At 68.3% G+C, this 16716-nt stretch carries 15 protein-coding genes; 9 read left to right on the top strand and 6 right to left on the bottom strand.

Features of this window, described 5'->3' with window-relative positions; genetic code table 11:
- Positions 1-142: 142 nt before the first annotated feature.
- The 3 genes from AC07PA_RS08760 to AC07PA_RS08750 are packed head-to-tail and all read left to right on the top strand — an operon-like array spanning position 143 to position 4054.
- Positions 143-2032, top strand: coding sequence for an amidohydrolase (locus AC07PA_RS08760; protein ID WP_494609191.1), 1890 nt, complete (start codon positions 143-145; stop codon positions 2030-2032).
- Positions 2032-2442: a DoxX family protein gene (locus AC07PA_RS08755; protein ID WP_494609192.1), complete on the top strand. Its 411-nt coding sequence runs from the start codon at positions 2032-2034 to the stop codon at positions 2440-2442. Before AC07PA_RS08760 ends, AC07PA_RS08755 begins: the two co-directional genes overlap by 1 nt.
- On the top strand, positions 2432-4054 hold the full coding sequence (locus AC07PA_RS08750; protein ID WP_494609193.1) for an MFS transporter: 1623 nt from the start codon (positions 2432-2434) through the stop codon (positions 4052-4054). Before AC07PA_RS08755 ends, AC07PA_RS08750 begins: the two co-directional genes overlap by 11 nt.
- 4 nt (positions 4055-4058) lie before the next feature.
- Here the strand turns inward: AC07PA_RS08750 and AC07PA_RS08745 are convergent, their stop codons facing one another.
- Complete coding sequence (locus AC07PA_RS08745; protein WP_494609194.1) at positions 4059-6140, bottom strand: molybdopterin-containing oxidoreductase family protein; 2082 nt, start codon at positions 6138-6140, stop codon at positions 4059-4061.
- Positions 6141-6257: 117 nt separating this feature from the next.
- On the opposite strand from AC07PA_RS08745, the gene AC07PA_RS08740 reads away from it, so the two are divergent.
- Positions 6258-7400 carry an ABC transporter substrate-binding protein gene (locus AC07PA_RS08740; RefSeq protein WP_494609195.1) on the top strand — a complete coding sequence of 381 codons (1143 nt, stop codon included), beginning with the start codon at positions 6258-6260 and terminating at the stop codon, positions 7398-7400.
- A gap of 13 nt (positions 7401-7413) precedes the next feature.
- Here the strand turns inward: AC07PA_RS08740 and argE are convergent, their stop codons facing one another.
- Positions 7414-8571 carry an acetylornithine deacetylase gene (gene argE / locus AC07PA_RS08735; RefSeq protein WP_494609196.1) on the bottom strand — a complete coding sequence of 386 codons (1158 nt, stop codon included), beginning with the start codon at positions 8569-8571 and terminating at the stop codon, positions 7414-7416.
- A 351-nt stretch (positions 8572-8922) separates the two neighbouring features.
- On the opposite strand from argE, the gene AC07PA_RS08730 reads away from it, so the two are divergent.
- Positions 8923-10131 (top strand): M20 aminoacylase family protein, encoded by a 1209-nt coding sequence (locus AC07PA_RS08730; RefSeq protein ID WP_007848842.1) that lies wholly within the window; start codon positions 8923-8925, stop codon positions 10129-10131.
- 98 nt (positions 10132-10229) lie between these two features.
- Complete coding sequence (locus tag AC07PA_RS08725) at positions 10230-11327, top strand: M14 family metallopeptidase (RefSeq protein ID WP_494609197.1); 1098 nt, start codon at positions 10230-10232, stop codon at positions 11325-11327.
- A gap of 1 nt (position 11328) precedes the next feature.
- Here AC07PA_RS08725 and AC07PA_RS08720 read toward each other — a convergent pair whose 3' ends face one another.
- A complete protein-coding gene (locus AC07PA_RS08720) occupies positions 11329-11796 on the bottom strand; it encodes a nuclear transport factor 2 family protein (RefSeq protein WP_007848846.1) in 468 nt (155 codons plus the stop codon).
- A gap of 99 nt (positions 11797-11895) precedes the next feature.
- Here AC07PA_RS08720 and AC07PA_RS08715 point away from each other — a divergent pair, with 99 nt between their 5' ends.
- Positions 11896-12474, top strand: coding sequence for a TetR/AcrR family transcriptional regulator (locus tag AC07PA_RS08715; RefSeq protein WP_007848847.1), 579 nt, complete (start codon positions 11896-11898; stop codon positions 12472-12474).
- Position 12475: 1 nt separating this feature from the next.
- On the opposite strand, the gene AC07PA_RS08710 is transcribed toward AC07PA_RS08715, so the two are convergent.
- The gene (locus AC07PA_RS08710; protein WP_494609198.1) at positions 12476-13042 is read right to left on the bottom strand and encodes a DUF922 domain-containing Zn-dependent protease; all 567 of its coding nucleotides are present in this window, start codon (positions 13040-13042) and stop codon (positions 12476-12478) included.
- Between the two features lie 4 nt (positions 13043-13046).
- Complete coding sequence (locus AC07PA_RS08705; RefSeq protein ID WP_494609199.1) at positions 13047-14702, bottom strand: wax ester/triacylglycerol synthase family O-acyltransferase; 1656 nt, start codon at positions 14700-14702, stop codon at positions 13047-13049.
- A gap of 419 nt (positions 14703-15121) precedes the next feature.
- Between AC07PA_RS08705 and AC07PA_RS08700 the strand changes: the two genes are divergently transcribed.
- Together AC07PA_RS08700 and AC07PA_RS08695 are read left to right on the top strand one after the other, a co-directional pair.
- Entirely contained in the window at positions 15122-15376 is a 255-nt protein-coding gene (locus AC07PA_RS08700) for an acyl-CoA-binding protein (protein ID WP_007860945.1), read from the top strand.
- Between the two features lie 111 nt (positions 15377-15487).
- Positions 15488-16219, top strand: coding sequence for an IclR family transcriptional regulator (locus tag AC07PA_RS08695; RefSeq protein WP_494609200.1), 732 nt, complete (start codon positions 15488-15490; stop codon positions 16217-16219).
- A gap of 10 nt (positions 16220-16229) precedes the next feature.
- Here AC07PA_RS08695 and AC07PA_RS08690 read toward each other — a convergent pair whose 3' ends face one another.
- Complete coding sequence (locus tag AC07PA_RS08690; RefSeq protein WP_007860943.1) at positions 16230-16649, bottom strand: Lrp/AsnC family transcriptional regulator; 420 nt, start codon at positions 16647-16649, stop codon at positions 16230-16232.
- Positions 16650-16716 lie beyond the last annotated feature (67 nt).

The raw sequence follows: 16716 nt of genomic DNA, 5'->3' as shown, positions 1-16716 counted from the left end.
GTACTCGCGTACTGCCTGCGACGCAGCGCCTAGCCAGAACCGCTTCGCTGAGTTTTCTCAGCCGCGCCGGGGGTAACCTCCAGGCGCCGTTGTGGCCGCAAGTGCCATCCGCTCAATTCCCGCTTCTGAAAGAATCCTTCCCATGGCCCAGACCAGCACGCCCGACCTGATCCTGCACTACGGCCGCTTCACCACGCTCAACCGGGCCCAGCCCACGGCCAGCGCCGTGGCCATCGCGGGTGGCCGCTTCATCCAGGTCGGCACGGACCGCGAGATCCTGCCGCTGGCCGGCCCCGGCACCCGCGTCATCGACCTGCAGGGCCGTTCGGTCCTGCCCGGCCTCATCGACAACCACCTGCACATCATCCGCGGCGGCCTGAACTTCAACATGGAACTGCGCTGGGACGGCGTGCGCAGCCTGGCCGACGCCATGGCCATGCTGCGCCGCCAGGTGGCGGTGACGCCCGCGCCGCAGTGGGTGCGCGTGGTGGGCGGCTTCACCGAACACCAGTTTGCCGAGAAGCGCCTGCCCACCATCGCCGAGCTCAATGCCGTGGCGCCCGACACGCCGGTGTTCATCCTGCACCTGTACGACCGCGCCCTGCTCAACGCCGCCGCGCTGCGCGCCGTGGGCTACACGCGCGAGACCCCCGCGCCCCCGGGCGGCGAGATCGTGCGCGACAGCGCGGGCAACCCCACAGGCCTGCTGCTGGCCAAGCCCAATGCCGCCATCCTCTACGCCACGCTGGCCAAGGGCCCGAAGCTGCCGCACGACTACCAGGTCAATTCCACGCGCCACTTTATGCGCGAGCTCAACCGCCTCGGTGTCACGGGCGCCATCGACGCGGGCGGGGGCTTCCAGGCCTACCCTGACGACTACGCCGTAATCCAGGAGCTGGCCGACGCCGACCAGCTCACCATCCGCCTGGCCTACAACCTGTTCACGCAAAAGCCCAAGCAGGAGAAAGAGGACTTCCTGCACTGGACAGCCACCTCGCAGTACAAGCAGGGCACGGACTACTTTCGCCACAACGGCGCGGGCGAGATGCTGGTGTTCTCGGCTGCCGACTTCGAGGACTTCCGCCAGCCCCGGCCCGACATGGGCCCGGAGATGGAGGACGACCTGGAAGACGTGGTGCGCATCCTGGCGCAGAACCGCTGGCCCTGGCGCATGCACGCCACCTACGACGAGACCATCACCCGCGCGCTCGACGTGTTCGAGAAGGTGAACCGCGACACGCCGCTGGCCGGCCTGAACTGGTTCTTCGACCATGCCGAGACCATCTCCGAGCGCTCCATCGACCGCATCGCGGCGCTGGGCGGCGGCGTGGCCGTGCAGCACCGCATGGCCTACCAGGGTGAGTACTTCGTCGAACGCTACGGCGCCGGCGCGGCCGAGGCCACGCCGCCCGTCAAGCGCATGCTCGAAAAAGGCGTCAAGGTCTCCGCAGGCACCGACGCCACGCGTGTGGCTTCGTACAACCCCTGGGTATCCCTGTCCTGGCTGGTCACCGGCAAGACGGTGGGCGGCCTGCAGCTGACCCCGCAGCGCAACTGCCTGGACCGCGAGGCCGCGCTGCGCATGTGGACCGAGAACGTGACCTGGTTTTCCAACGAAGAGGGCAAGAAGGGCCGCATAGAGGTGGGCCAGCTCGCCGACCTGGTGGTGCCCGACCGCGACTTCTTCGCCTGCCCCGAATCCGACATCGCCGACACCACGGCCCTGCTCACCGTGGTGGGTGGCAAGGTGGTCTACGGCGTGGGCGAATTCGCCGCGCACGACGGTGCCGCGCCGCCGCCCGCCATGCCCGACTGGTCGCCGGTGCGCACCTTCGGCGGCTACGCCGGCTGGGGCGACCAGGAAGGCAAGCCCCTGCAGGCGGCCCTGCGCCAGGCGGCTGCCGCCTGTGCCTGCGCCAATGACTGCAATGTGCACGGCCACCAGCACGCCACGGCCTGGAGCAGCCAGCTGCCGATTGCCGACCTCAAGGGCTTCTGGGGCGCGCTGGGCTGCGCCTGCTGGGCGGTGTGATGTCGGAAGTCCTTCACTCCGCAGCGACCGCGCCCTGGGTGCAGTCGCTGGCCCTGCTGTGCCTGTGTGCGGCCTACCTGCAGGGCGGCCTGGCCAAGGCGCGCGACTTCGCTGGTGCCGTGGCCGAGATGCGGCACTTCGGCCTGGCGCCGGCCGCGCCGCTGGCGCTGGCCACGATTGCCTTGCAGCTGGGCGCTTCGGCCCTGGTGGTCTCGGGCTGGCACCGGTGGCTGGGGGCGCTGGCCCTGGCGGGCTTCACGGTGCTGGCGGCCTTCGTGGCCGACCGCTTCTGGCAGGCCGCACCGGCAGAGCGCCGGGCCACGGCCAACGCATTCTTTGAACACTGGGGTCTGGCGGGCGGTTTCGTGCTCGTGGCCTGGCACGACCTGGGAGGCCTTTATGGCGCATGAACACCAACACCCCTCCGCGCAACCTGCCGCTGCAGCCAGCGGCGGCGCCTTCGCCCCGCTGCGCCTGCCGGTGTTCGCGGTGCTGTGGGCCGCCACCATCCTGGGCAACATCGGCAGCTTCATGCGCGACGTGGCCAGCGCCTGGATGGTGACCGAGCTGTCCACCAGCCCCACGGCCGTGGCCCTGGTGCAGACGGCGGCCACGCTGCCGATCTTCCTTCTCGCGTTGCCGGCCGGCGTGCTGTCGGACATCCTTGACCGGCGGCGCTTCCTGATCGGCGTGCAGATCCTGCTGGCCGGCGTGAGCGGTGCCCTGCTGCTGCTGGCGCACACCCACACCCTCACGGTGGAGTACCTGATCGCGCTGACCTTCCTGGGCGGCGTGGGCGCAGCCCTGATGGGCCCGACCTGGCAGTCCATCGTGCCCGAGCTGGTGCCGCGCAGCGAGCTGCGCAATGCCGTGGCGCTCAACTCGCTGGGCATCAACATCGCCCGTGCCGTGGGCCCGGCGGTGGGCGGCCTGCTGCTGGCCAGCTTCGGCGCGGCAGCGGCCTATGGCCTCGACGTGCTGAGCTACGTGTTTGTGGTCGCGGCCCTGCTGTGGTGGCGCCGGCCGCCGGCCGTGGACACGGGGCGCAATGAGCAGTTCTTCGGCGCCTTCCGGGCTGGCGTGCGCTATGCCCGCGCCAGCCGCGAGCTGCACGTGGTGCTGCTGCGCGCGGCGGTGTTCTTCCTGTTCGCAAGCTCGGTGTGGGCAATGTTGCCGCTGGTGGCCCGGCGCATGCTGGGCGGCTCGGCCGGGTTCTATGGCGTGCTGCTGGGCGCGGTGGGTGCGGGCGCCATCTTGGGCGCCGTGCTGCTGCCCCGGCTGCGCCGCCGGCTCGACACCGATGGCCTGGTGCTCACCGCCTCGCTGCTCACCGCGGTTGTGATGGGGGCGCTGACCCTGGCGCCGCCGCAATGGGCCGCCGTGGCGCTGATGCTGGTGCTGGGCTTGGGCTGGATCATTGCGCTGACCACGCTCAACGGCGTGGCCCAGGCGGTGCTGCCCAACTGGGTGCGCGGGCGCGGCCTGGCCATCTACCTCATGGTGTTCAACGGTGCCATGGCGGCCGGCAGCCTGGGCTGGGGCCTGGTGGCGGGGCAAATGGGGTTGGCGACCACGCTGCTCATCGGCGCGGCCGGGCTGGTGCTGGTGGCCTTCGTGTTCCACCGCGTGAAGCTGCCCACGGGCGAGGCGGACCTGCAGCCCTCGCGCCACTGGCCCGAGCCCCTGCTGGCCGAACCCGTGGCGCACGACCGCGGCCCGGTCATGGTGCAGGTGGAGTACCGCATCCGCAAGGAGGACCAGCCGGCCTTCCTGCAGGCCATGCAACGGGTGGCCGCGGAGCGCCGGCGCGACGGCGCCTATGCCTGGGGCGTGGCCGAGCACACGGGCGAGCCCGAGCGCGTGATCGAATGGTTCCTGGTCGAATCCTGGGCCGAGCACCTGCGCCAGCACGACCGCGTCTCCCAGGCCGATGCCGACCTGCAGGCCCAGGCGCTGCGCTTTCACCAGGGGCCTGGCAAGCCCGTGGTGCACCACTACCTGGCGCTGGCGCCAGGGGCTTGAGGGCTCAGGCGGCCTGCTCGTCCACGGCCTCCACCTCCACCAGACAGTCGTAGAAGGTGGGGGCGCGGCCCAGGTCGGTCAGGGCCTGGCTGGTGATCTCGTTGACGTTGGTGCCGTCGAGCCCCAGCTTGCGCCACCAGATGCCCATGCCGTTGACCACGCCGGGCCGGGCCCGGCGCGACACGCTGGCGTGGCAGCGGTAGCTGCCCCGGGCGTTGAACACGCGCACGATGCTGTCGTTGGCGATGCCGCGCGCCTCGGCGTCGTCGGGGTGGATCTCCAGCAGCGGCCGGCCTTCGATGTCGCGCAAGGTCTTCACGTTGACGAAGCTGGAGTTCAGGAAGTTGCGCGCGGGCGGCGAGATCATCGCCAAGGGGTAGGCAGCCGAGCTGCCCTGCAGCTCGTAGTTGGGCAGGTGGTCGGGCAGGCCGTCCAGGCCCTGGGTGGCCAGGCGTGCGCTGTAGAACTCGCATTTGCCCGAGGGCGAGGGGAACTGGCCCTCGGCAAACGGCGCGTCGGGCATGGCCAGCGTGGCAAAGCCCTGCGATTCGAGCAGCGCATAGTCCACCGCATCGCCGAAGGCCTGGCGGCACAGGGTGGCGTCGTCGTCGGCAAAGCACGGGTCGGTGTAGCCCATGCGCGCGGCTAGGTCGCGGAAGATCTGGGCGTTGGAGCGCGCCTCGCCCAGCGGGGCGATGGCCGGGCGGTTGAGCACCACGTCGGTGTGGCCGTAAGAGAGGTGCACGTCCCAGTGCTCGAGCTGCGTGGTGGCCGGCAGGATGTAGTCGGCGTAGTCGGCCGTATCGGTGTGAAAGTGCTCCAGCACCACGGTGAACAGGTCTTCGCGCGCAAAGCCCTGCACCACCTTGCCCGACTCGGGGGCCACGGCCACGGGGTTGCTGTTGTACACCACCACGGCCTGCACCTGGGGGCCGAAGCCGGGCGAGGCCGGGCGCAGCAGGTCGTCGCCGATGGTGGACATGTTGATGGTGCGCGGCTGGCGGCCCGCCAGCAGGTCGGGGCGCTGCAGCACGGCGCGCTGCACCGGGTACTGGCCCGAGCTGGACAGCAGCATGCCGCCCGCACGGTGGCGCCAGGCGCCCGTGAGCGCCGGCAGGCAGGTGACGGCGCGCACGGCATTGCCGCCGCCGCGCACGCGCTGCATGCCGTAGTTCAGGCGGATGGCGGCGGGCTGGGTCGTGCCGTAGTCCTTGGCCAACTGGCGGATCTGCTCCACGGAAATGCCGCAGACTTCGGCCGCGCGTTCGGGTGGCCACTGCAGGGCGCGCTCGCGCAGGCCTTCCCAGCCCAGGGTGTGGCGTGCGATGTAGTCGTGGTCCAGCCAGTCGTGGGCGATCAGCTCGTGCATCAGCGCCAGGGCCAGCGCGGCATCGGTGCCGGGGCGCAGGGCGATGTGCTCGTGGCACTTGTCGGCTGTCTCGGTCTTGCGCGGGTCGATGCAGACCAGCTTCGCACCGTTGCGCTTGGCCTGCTGGGCATAGCGCCAGAAATGCAGGTTGCTGCCGATGGAGTTGCTGCCCCAGATCAGGATCAGCTGTGCCTCGGCGAAGAACTCCACCTTCATGCCGACCTTGCCGCCCAGGGTCTGCACCAGGGCCTCGGCGCCGGCCGAGGCGCAGATGGTGCGGTCCAGCAGCGAGGCGCCGAGCTGGTGGAAGAAGCGCCGGTCCATGCTCTCGCCCTGCACCATGCCCATGGTGCCGGCGTAGCTGTAGGGCAGGATGGCCTCGGGGTCGTGCGCGGCGATGGTGGAAAGGCGCTGTGCGATGTCGCCCAGGGCCTCGTCCCAGCTGACGGGCGTGAACTGCCCGCTGCCCTTGGGGCCGCTGCGTTTGAGCGGTGTGAGCACCCGCTCCGGGTGGTAGCTGCGCTCGGTATAGCGCGAGACCTTGGCGCACAGCACGCCATCGGTGTGCGCATGCGCGGGGTTGCCCTGCACCCGGGTGGCCACGCCATCGACCACGGTGGTCAGCAGCGCGCAGGTGTCGGGGCAGTCGTGGGGGCAGGCGCCACGTACCATCAGGGACACGGATTCAGGGGAAACAGGGGCCGAAATCGTAGGCATGGGTGGGGCTGGTCGTTAAACTGGCATGCAGGGCTGGTGGCGCGCTTGTGGCGCGGCCCGTCCGGGCGTATCGCGGACGCACCGCTCTTGGGATTTTCTTAGAACCGGGATTTCACCATGAACCACGTTGTATTGGGGCGCAGGCAGTTTTCCGTGGGCTTGGGTGCCGTGGCACTCGCCGGCTTTCAGACCGCCCGGGCGCAGAGCGAAGGGCGCATCGTGCTGGGCCAGTCGGCCCCGTTCACGGGGCCGGCGGCGCAGCTCGGTATCCAGTTCCACCAGGGGGCCAAGCTGTTCTTCGACCAGCTCAATGCCCAGGGCGGCGTGGGCAAGCGGCAGATCGAGATCCGCACGCTCGACGATGGCTACGAGCCGGACCGCTGCGCCGAAAACACCCGAAAACTCATGGCCGACGACGTGTTCGCGCTGTTCGGCTATATCGGCACCCCCACCAGCCTGGCGGCGCTGCCACTGTTCACCAAGGAGAAGGTGCCGTTCTTCGGCCCGTTCACCGGGGCCGAGGCCTTGCGCCAGCCGTTCAACCGGCTGGTGTTCCATGTGCGCGCCTCGTACTACGACGAAACCGCGCTCATCGTGCGCCAGCTCACCAACCTGGGGCTCAAGAAGATCGCGGTCTTCCACCAGAACGATGCCTATGGCAAGGCCGGGCTCGATGGCGTGGTGCGTGCGCTGACCGAGCAGAAACTGGCGCCCGTGGCCACGGCGACGGTGGAGCGCAATTCGGTGGATGTGAAGGCCGCCGTCGAGAAGCTGGTGGCCGCCAAGCCCGATGCCGTGGTGCAGATCGCCGCGTACGCGGGCAGCGCCGCCTTCGTGCGGGCCGCGCGCAAGGCGGGCTTTGGCGGCACGTTCTACAACGTGTCCTTCGTGGGCACGCAGGCCCTGGCCGACGAGCTGGGCAAGGACGGCGCCGGCGTGGTGGTCTCGCAGGTCATGCCTTCGCCCTACCAGCCCTCGCGCCAGATCACGCGCGAGTTCCTGGAGGCCATCAAGAAGGGAGGCGACAAGGTGCAGGCCAACTACTCCAGCATGGAGGGGTTCGTGGCGGCTCGCGTCTTTGCCGAAGGCCTGCGCCAGGCCAACGGCAAGATCACCCGCGACAGCCTGATCGCCGGGCTCGAAGGCCTGGGCAGCCAGGCCATCTCGGGCTTCCAGGTGTCCTACAGCGCCACCGACCATGCGGCCTCGAACTTCGTCGAGATGTCGATGCTGACCGGTGATGGGCGCGTGAGGACCTGACGCCCCTTGCGTGTCAGCCGAAGGCCTTGGTCGATGCCAGGCCCTGCATGAAGGCCTCGCAGCGGCCCAGTTGTTCCAGGCTCACGTACTCGTCGGGCTGGTGCGCCTGCTGGATGCTGCCGGGGCCGCAGACCACGGTGGGGATGCCGGCGTTCTTGAACAGCCCGGCTTCGGTGCCGAAGGCCACCAGGGTGGTGCCCTGCTCGCCGCTCAGTTCCTGCGCCAGGCGGGTCACGGCGTCGTCCTTGCTGCCCAGAAAGCTCGGGATCTCGCAGATGGTCTCGAAGCTGAAACCGGTCTGTGGCGCCACCTTCTGCATCGCAGGTTCGAGCGAGCGCGCATAGGCCAACACCTCGGACTGCATCTGGGCGGCGTTGGCCGTGGGCAGGTCGCGGAATTCGTAGCGGAATTCGGCGTCGCGCGGCACCACGTTGTCGGCAATGCCGCCGTGGAACTGGCCCACGCTGGCGGTGGAGAACGGCACGTCGAAACCCTCGAAGCGCGGCTCGCTGCGCTCGAAGCCCTCGGCCATGTCGCGCACCCGGCCCACCACGCGCGCCGCCATCTCGATGGCGTTCACCGAATGCGGCGTGAGCGAGGAATGTGCTTCCTTGCCGCGCACGCAGCACTTGTAGCGGTACACGCCCTTGTGGGCAATGGCCGGCACCATGCTCGTGGGCTCGCCCACGATGCAGGCCAGCGGACGGATGTTGGCGTCGCGCAGGTCGGCGATCAGCTCCTTCACGCCGAAGCAGCCCACTTCTTCGTCATAGCTGAAGGCGAAGTGCACGGCAAATGGCGCGTCGCTGGCCAGGAACTGCGCGGCGTGCGAGAGCGCGATGCCGATGAAGGCCTTCATGTCGGCACTGCCGCGGCCGTACAGGTTGCCGTCCTTGACGAGGGCACTCAGCGGGTCCATCGTCCAGTCTTGGCCGTCCCAGGGCACGGTGTCGGTGTGGCCCGAGAGGATGATGCCGCTCTGTTTGCCCTCGCCCAGCGTGGCGAACAGGTTGGCCTTGGTCTTGTCGTCGTTGTAGGTCAGGCGGCTTTTCACGCCCAGCTTTGCCAGGTGGTCGCGGATGAAGTGGATCAGCTCCAGATTGGAGTTCTGGCTCACCGTGTTCATGCGCACCAGGGTCTGCGCAAGGTCGAGGGCGGGGGAGGAAATCATGGGCATGGACTGGTGATTAACCCGGGTTGGCACATAGGTTGCTGTGAGAACGTATTTACGGCTTTTCCGGGGTCGCGTTGAGGTGCAATCGGGATGAGTGCGGTGCCAATGTTGCGCCGCATGGGCTCGTGCCCATGCAAGCGGCTTCGCCCCGCAATCGCCCGATTGCACCTCAACCCGAAGGGCAAGTGCCTTGTCGGGTGGTCTGCGGCGTTGCGGCGCTCGCCAATAGCTGGGCTATTGGCAGCGCACCGCGCCTAGCATCTCATCCCGACAAGGAACTTGCGCGATCCCCGGAAAAGCCATAAATACGTTCTCGCGCTAGACTGTGAAATCGTAAGGACACATATCATGAACGTTATTGACTCCATCGTCACCCAGGCCGCCAGTATTGCAGCGGTGCGCCGGGACATTCACGCCCACCCCGAGCTGTGCTTCGAAGAGGTGCGCACGGCCGACGTGGTGGCCAACAAGCTCACCGAATGGGGCATTCCCATCCACCGCGGCCTGGGCACCACGGGCGTGGTCGGCATCGTCAAGGGGCGTGACGGGGGGGCCAGCGGCCGGGCCATCGGCCTGCGCGCCGACATGGACGCCCTGCCCATGCAGGAGTTCAACACCTTTGCCCATGCCAGCAAGCACACCGGCAAGATGCACGCCTGCGGGCATGACGGCCACACGGCCATGCTGCTTGCTGCAGCGCAGCATTTCGCCAAGCACCGCAATTTCGACGGCACCGTGTACCTGATCTTCCAGCCGGCCGAAGAGGGCGGTGGCGGTGCGCGCGAGATGATCACCGACGGCCTGTTCGAGCAGTTCCCCATGCAGGCCGTCTACGGCATGCACAACTGGCCCGGCATGCCCGTGGGCCAGTTCGCGGTGAGCCCGGGGCCGGTGATGGCGTCGAGCAACGAGTTCAAGATCACCATCCGCGGCAAGGGCAGCCACGCCGCGTTGCCGCACAACGGCATCGACCCGGTGCCGATCGCCTGCCAGATGGTGCAGGCCTTCCAGACCATCATCAGCCGCAACAAGAAGCCGGTGGACGCGGGCGTGATCTCGGTGACCATGGTGCACGCGGGCGAAGCCACCAACGTGGTGCCCGACAGCTGCGAGCTGCAGGGCACGGTGCGCACTTTCTCCATCGAGGTGCTGGACCTGATCGAAAAGCGCATGAAGCAGGTGGCCGAGCACACCTGCGCCGCGCACGACGCCACCTGCGAATTCCACTTCCACCGCAACTACCCGCCGACCGTGAACTCGCCGGCCGAGGCCGAGTTCGCGCGCAAGGTCATGGCCGGCATCGTCGGCGAGGCCAATGTGATGGTGCAGGAGCCCACCATGGGCGCCGAGGACTTCGCCTTCATGCTGCAGGCCAAGCCCGGTGCCTACTGCTTCATCGCCAACGGCGACGGCGCCCACCGCGAGATGGGCCATGGCGGCGGCCCCTGCACGCTGCACAACCCGAGCTACGACTTCAACGACGACCTGATCCCGCTGGGCGCGACCTACTGGGTCAAGCTGGCCGAAGAGTGGCTGGCCCAGCCCACGGCGGCCTGACTGACACCGGTTGTCGTTTCTGTCCTGAAGCCCTGGGCGCCCCTGCGTGCCCCGGGTTTTCTTTGTGTTCCCAACCCACCCACGAAAGCAACCGCCCCATGATCGGCATCGTCGACGCCTTTTCGCCCAGCTACGCCCAGGCCCGCAAGAAGTTTCTGGAGGGCGCGGCGGCGGCCGGCCTGCCCATCGAGTCGTATGCCCATCCGCTCAAGGGCCGCGATGGCGAGGACCTGGCCATGGACGTGGTGCGCGATGGTCCGGCCGGCGCGAAGAAGCTGCTCATCGTGAGCAGTGCCTGCCACGGGGTGGAAGGCTACTGCGGCACGGGCGTGCAGGTGTTCGCGCTGCACGACCAGGAGTGGCGTGACAAGGCGCACGCGGCCGGTGTGGCCACGCTCTACATCCATGCGCTCAACCCCTATGGTTTCTCGCACGTGCGCCGCTTCACGCACGAGAACGTGGACCTGAACCGCAACTTCCAGGATTTCAGCCAGCCCCTGCCCGTGAACGAGGCCTACCGCGAGGTGCAGCCCCTGCTGCTGCCCGAGCAATGGCCACCCGGTGCCGACAACTTGGCTGCCGTGCAGCAGTACATCGACACGCATGGCGAGGGTGCCTGGCAGGCCGCAATATCGCGCGGCCAGCACGAGTTTCCGCAGGGCCTGTTCTTCGGCGGCACCAAGCCCACCTGGAGCAACCGCACGCTGCGCCAGGTGCTGCGCCAGCATGGCGCCGGCGCCTCGCAGATCGCCTGGATCGACCTGCACACCGGCCTGGGCCCGAACGGCCATGGCGAGCGCATCTACGCGGGCAAGGACGACGCTGCCTCGGTGGCCCGTGCCCGCGCCTGGTGGGGTGGCGGCGGTGCCACGCCGGTGACCTCGATCTACGACGGCTCCTCGACCTCGGCCTTCCTCACCGGGCTGATGTGGAACGCGATCTACGACGAATGCCCGCACGCCGAGAGCACGGGCATCGCCATGGAGTACGGCACCGTGCCGGTGCTCGACGTGATGAATGCGATCCGCGCCGAACAGTGGCTCAACCTGCACCCGGATGCACCGGCCGAACAGGCGAAACAGATCAAGGCGCAGATGCTGGAAGCCTTCTACACCGACACCGACGCCTGGAAGGGTCAGATCGTAAGCCAGGCCCGCCAGTCGATGTTCCAAGCCGTGGACGGCTTGAGCAACTGACTTACAGGCCCAGTTCGGTCAACCCTGGATGGTCATCCGGGCGCCGGCCCTGGGGCCAGTGGAACAGCCGGTCGGCCGCTTTGATCGGCTGGTCGTTGATGCTGGCATGGCGCACGGCCATGAGCCCGGCGTCGTTGAATTCCCAGTTCTCGTTGCCGTGGCTGCGAAACCAGTTGCCTGCATCGTCGTGCCATTCGTAGGCGAAGCGCACCCCGATGCGGTGCGAGCTGAACGCCCAGATTTCCTTGATGAGCCGGTAGTCGAGCTCGCGCGCCCACTTGCGCTCGAGGAACTGCTGCGCTGCCGCGCGCCCGACCGGGAACTCGGCGCGGTTGCGCCAGCGTGTGTCCTCGGTGTAGGCCAGCGCTACGCGTGCCGGATCGCGCGAGTTCCAGCCGTCTTCGGCCAGGCGGACTTTCTGGATCGCGGTTTCCAGCGAAAAGGGGGGCAGGGGCGGGCGGGATTCCATGGGCGGCACCTCGGTATGGGCAGAGCCGATAAGGTGTAGACAAGTCTGTCTACGTCGTCATCATAAACGCATGTAGACAGACTTGTCTACAATGGCCCCATGCTGCTTGCTCCCCCCATCGACGTCCAGGACCTGCCCGCGCGCGAGCGCCTGCTGCACACGGCGCACCGGCTGTTCTACCGCGAGGGCATCCGCGCCACGGGCATCGACAAGGTGATCGCCGAATCGGGCGTGACCAAGGTGACCTTCTACCGGCACTTTCCGAGCAAGAACGACCTCGTCTGCGCCTACCTGGAGATGCGCCACGCCCTGTGGATGGCCTGGTTCGCCGATGCGCTGGCGCGCCATGGCAAGGCCGGCACCGGATTGGCCGCCCTGGCGCCCGCGCTGGGCGAGTGGTTCACCCGCGAGGACTTCCGCGGCTGCGCCTTCATCAACAGCGTGAGCGAGTTGGGCGACACGGTGCCCGAAGTGAATGCCATTGCCCGCCGCCACAAGCAGGACATGACAGACCTGCTGGCCATGCTGTTGCCGCCATCGGCCACGCAAGCGCAGGATGCGCAGGCATTGGCCCTGGTGGTGGAGGGTGCCATCGTGCGGGCGCAACTGGGTGAGCCGGTGCCTGCGGTGCTGGCCAGCGTGTCGCACCTCTTGCCCGCATTGCTGCCCCGGCGCTGACCTACTCCAGCCGTGCGCCCTGCGTGGCGCCGTGGCCGGTGTCCCGGTCGTACTGCTTCTCGCGTTCCACGTGCTCCTGCAGCAGGCGGCGCCCCAGCGCGTCGGCTTCGCGCTCCAGGGTGGCGCAATCGGCGGCTGCCGGCAGCCGGGCAATGCCCTGGTCGATGGCCTGGGCCGCATCCCGCCCGAACTGCGCATGCCCCTGCTCATGCTGCGCCAAGGCGCGCAGGTAGCGGTCAAAGGCGGCCTGCTGTTGCGGCGAGGCGTTGTGCAGTTCGGGCAACTGCACCTCGGTGGAAAGGCGCGTGGTGACCTCCGTGATCGCGCAGCGCCCCGAGGCCTCGCGCCACCAGCGGTAGCTCCAGCGCACATGCCAGCGCGTGTAGCCATGGAAGCGCCGGCCATCCACCACGATGGGCGTGGCCGCCTGCAGCGCCTGGCGCAATGTCTGCCCGGTTTGCAGGTGAACGGTGTAGGGCCGATGCACATGCTCCTGCACCACGGCGGCGCGGGCGGGCAGCAGCGGCAGCACCGCTGCTGCTGCCGCCAGAACGGCAAGCCTGCGCAAGGTCTCAGTCTCCCCAGGGCAGCATCAGCGTGAGCAGCGAGAGCTGGTCGAACTCGGGCGCGAAGGCGTCGATGATGAGCTGGGGCTCGGGGCACAGCGTGGTGTCGGTGATCACTCCGAACTGCACGCCGCCGCCATAGCTCAGGATCGAGACACCGAGGCCGATGTCGCCCGACTGCGGCACCCAGAACATGCACTGCGTGACGCGCGCGCCGCACAGCGTGAGCTGCTCCTTGGGGCCGGGCACGTTGGTCATCACGGCCGTGGTCTTGCGGCCGAACAGGTTGAGCAGCGCATCCTGCGCGGGCTTGATCATCAGGCCGGCCACGGCCAGCATGGCGAACGCCAGGATGGGCTGGGTGCTGCCTTTCAAGGCATTCATGCGCCGACGCACCTCGTACACCCGCTCCACCGGGTTGGCGACGCCGATGGGCAGCACCAGCGGCACCAGGCCGAAGCGGTTGCCCAGCTTCCAGGCCTCTTCCATGGGGCGCAGGTTCACGGGGATCATGGCGCGGATCTCCTGGCCCGTGGGGTCGTCACCCTGGCTGCGCAGGTAGCCGCCGATGGCGCCGGCCACGCAGGACAGCAGCACGTCGTTGATCGAGCAGTTGAGCGCCTTGCCGATGGCCTTGACCTCCTCCAGCGGGATCGGCGGGCACCAGGCCACGCGCTTGGCCTGGCCGGGCTGGCCCTTCAGGCGTGTGGGCGAGTCATCGGGCATCAGCGCCAGGGCCGCCGCGTCGCTCACCAGCTGGTAGGCCACGCGCGCCATGTCCATGGTGCCGGCCAGGCCGTGCTGCATGGCCTTCTCGGGATCGCCCAGCACCTTGAACGAGCGCGCCGCGCCGTCACCCGCCAGGTCCAGCGCCTTGACGGTGAGGCCGGCCAGGGGCTTGATCAACGCGTCGGCGATCCAGTCCTCGGCCGTGGCCGCAGCCTCGCGCTCCTTGCGGCTGCGCTTGGGCGGCTCGGAACCACCGTCCACCAGCGACATGGTGACCGAGATCAGCGCGATGCCGTCGGCAATGCAGTGGTGGATGCGCACGATCAGTGCGCTACCCTGCTGGCCGTCGTCGCCCCGGAAGTTCTCGACCAGGTGCATCTGCCACAGCGGGCGGCGCGGGTCCAGCGGCTCCATGGCGAGTTCGCCCACGCGGTCCTGCAGGGCGCGCTGCATGCTCTGGCCGGGCTCTTGCGGCAGGGTCTCGCGCAGCACGTGGGCGGCGATGTCGAACTGCCGGTCTTCGACCCAGGTGGCACCGGCCGCGTCTTCCACCACGCGCTGGCGAAAACGCGGGTACTGCAGCAGGCGCTGCTGCACGCGCTCGCACAGCGCCTCCCAGCCGATGCCGGGGGCCAGCGTCCACACGCCGTTGATCATCATCAGGTTGCTGTCCGAGTCCATGCGCAGCCAGGCCGTGTCGACCTTGCTCATGCGCTCGCCCGACAGGCCGAGCATGCCGGTGGCGGCGCGGCGCACGTTCTTCTGCACCACGCCGGCGGCCTTGCGCGCCGCAGGGGGCAGGGCCTGGGCGCCGCGGCGGGCCGCCGCCGCCGTGGTGTCCCGGGCCTTGCGAGCGACCTGGGAGGCCGTGTTCAGCGGGTTGGCCAGGCCCTCGGAGCGGGTGGCGTTGGGAGCAGCAATGCGGGTCACCATCGGATGTACACCTGTTGTGGTTGTTTTGGGGGCTTGCCTCTATGGATTGCACGGCCTCTCACCATGCACAGACAAAGAGCCTGTTCCATGCCTTTTTGAAGCCGCGCAAGTCCTTTTTCGGGATGGAATGCAAGGCGCGGGGTGCAGCCAATAGCTCGGCTATTGGCAAGCGCCGCAACGCCGCAGACCGCCCGAAAAGGCACTTGCCCTTCGGGTTGGAGTGAAATCGGGCGATTGCACGCCCCGGCTGCTTGCATGGGCATGAGCCCATGCGGCGCACCCGAAGCATCCACTCATCCCGATTGCACTCCAACGCGGCTGCAAAAAGGCATGGAACAGGCTCTAAGATACAACGCCGCAAACAATTGCCGACACCGTTCTTTCCCTCCCCCATTTTTCGATATCCAAGGAGCAACCCCATGGCCGACCTGAATGCCGCCTTCGAAGCCGCCAAAGCCAATTCCGAGAACCTGAGCGAGCGTCCCAACAATGCCACGCTGCTCAAGATCTACGCGCTGTACAAGCAGGCCACCGTGGGCGACAACACCGAAAAGAAGCCCAGCTTCTCCGACATGGTGGGCCGCGCCAAGTGGGATGCCTGGAACGCGCTCAAGGGCACCGAGGCGGATGCGGCCAAGCAGCAGTACATCGACCTGATCACCGAGCTCAGCTGAGCCCCGGGATTCCCCTGCAGAAAAAGCGGCTCCGGCCGCTTTTTTCATGGACGGGGCAAAGCGCCGATGTTCCAATGGACGGAACTGCATTCTCTTTTGCGTCTGTCTCCGATGCCCCGCAAAGCCGTTTCCGAATCCGTCGCCGATGCCGATGCCGCCCCAGGCGGCGCGGCTGCCGTGGACCGCGCCCTGACCCTGATGGCCGCCTTCCGCCAGGGCGACGGGCCCCTGGCCCTGACCGAGCTGGCCACGCGGACCCGGCTGTACAAGAGCACGGCGCTGCGCCTGCTGGCCTCGCTCGAACATGCGCGCTGGGTGCAGCGGCTGGACGATGGTCGCTATGCCATCGGGCCCGAGGTGGGGCGGCTGCATGCGCTGTATGCGGCCTCGTTCTCGCTCGACCGGGTGGTCATGCCCGTGCTGCGCGAACTGGTGGCCGCCACGGGCGAGAGCGCGGCCTACCACGTGCGCCAGGGCGATGCGCGACTGTGCCAGTTCCGCGTGGATTCGCCGCACCCGATCCGCGACCACATCCGCGCGGGCGACCTGCTGCCGCTGGACCGGGGCACGGGCGGGCGGGTGCTGGTGGCCTTCGATGCCGCGCTGTCCAATTCACTGGGCCGGCACGACCGCGCGCTGTACGCGCGCATCCGCGCCGACGGCTACCTCGCCAGCGTGGGCGACCGGCTCAGCGAGGTGGCGGGCATCTCGGCACCGGTGTTTGCGGCCGATGGCGCGGTGGCCGCCGCCGTCACACTGACCATGCCGGCCCACCGCTACGACGAGCGCTATGTGAAGAGCGTGCTCGAGGCAGCGCGCAGCCTCAGCGGTCAGGTAGGCTGAAGCCTTTTCTTCAACGGTATGTGGTGAGGTGGATATTGGTCTCGGTGCTGCGGATGCCCGCGATCAGGCGGATGCGTTCGAGCACCTGGGCCAGTTCGGCCATGCTGCGTGCCTCCAGCTCGGCCAGCAGGTCCCAGCGGCCGTTGGTGTCGTGCAGGGTGGCCACGCCGGGCTCGCCCAGCAGGCTGGCCACCACCTGCCGCGACTGGTTGCCCTCCACCAGCACCCCCATCCAGGCGCGGATGCGGTCGGGCTCGGCCTCGGGCCGCAGCTTGACGGTGTAGCCCACGATCACCTGGCTGTCTTCGAGCTTGCGGATGCGGTTGGTCACCGTGCCGCGGGAGACGCCGAGCTTGTGCGCCAGGTCGGCGACGTTCATGCGCGCATTGCCACGCAGCAGGGCAATCAGGGAGCGGTCGAGTTCATCCATGGTGTCATGCCATAAAGTGAGCGATGACTGTCATTTTGACAATCAATCCTGCATTTCGGTACATTTT

The sequence above is a fragment of the Acidovorax sp. GW821-FHT09B03 genome, from assembly GCF_059418305.1.
This window is presented reverse-complemented; position numbering and strand designations above follow the sequence as displayed.

Bases quoted from the DNA above. Each gene is read 5' to 3' on its own strand.
- AC07PA_RS08760 (WP_494609191.1), top strand. From the start codon at position 143: ATGGCCCAGACCAGCACGCCCGACCTGATCCTGCACTACGGCCGCTTC.
- AC07PA_RS08755 (WP_494609192.1), top strand. From the start codon at position 2,032: ATGTCGGAAGTCCTTCACTCCGCAGCGACCGCGCCCTGGGTGCAGTCG.
- AC07PA_RS08750 (WP_494609193.1), top strand. From the start codon at position 2,432: ATGGCGCATGAACACCAACACCCCTCCGCGCAACCTGCCGCTGCAGCC.
- AC07PA_RS08745 (WP_494609194.1), bottom strand. From the start codon at position 6,140: ATGCCTACGATTTCGGCCCCTGTTTCCCCTGAATCCGTGTCCCTGATG.
- AC07PA_RS08740 (WP_494609195.1), top strand. From the start codon at position 6,258: ATGAACCACGTTGTATTGGGGCGCAGGCAGTTTTCCGTGGGCTTGGGT.
- argE (WP_494609196.1), bottom strand. From the start codon at position 8,571: ATGATTTCCTCCCCCGCCCTCGACCTTGCGCAGACCCTGGTGCGCATG.
- AC07PA_RS08730 (WP_007848842.1), top strand. From the start codon at position 8,923: ATGAACGTTATTGACTCCATCGTCACCCAGGCCGCCAGTATTGCAGCG.
- AC07PA_RS08725 (WP_494609197.1), top strand. From the start codon at position 10,230: ATGATCGGCATCGTCGACGCCTTTTCGCCCAGCTACGCCCAGGCCCGC.
- AC07PA_RS08720 (WP_007848846.1), bottom strand. From the start codon at position 11,796: ATGGAATCCCGCCCGCCCCTGCCCCCCTTTTCGCTGGAAACCGCGATC.
- AC07PA_RS08715 (WP_007848847.1), top strand. From the start codon at position 11,896: ATGCTGCTTGCTCCCCCCATCGACGTCCAGGACCTGCCCGCGCGCGAG.
- AC07PA_RS08705 (WP_494609199.1), bottom strand. From the start codon at position 14,702: ATGGTGACCCGCATTGCTGCTCCCAACGCCACCCGCTCCGAGGGCCTG.
- AC07PA_RS08700 (WP_007860945.1), top strand. From the start codon at position 15,122: ATGGCCGACCTGAATGCCGCCTTCGAAGCCGCCAAAGCCAATTCCGAG.
- AC07PA_RS08695 (WP_494609200.1), top strand. From the start codon at position 15,488: ATGCCCCGCAAAGCCGTTTCCGAATCCGTCGCCGATGCCGATGCCGCC.
- AC07PA_RS08690 (WP_007860943.1), bottom strand. From the start codon at position 16,649: ATGGATGAACTCGACCGCTCCCTGATTGCCCTGCTGCGTGGCAATGCG.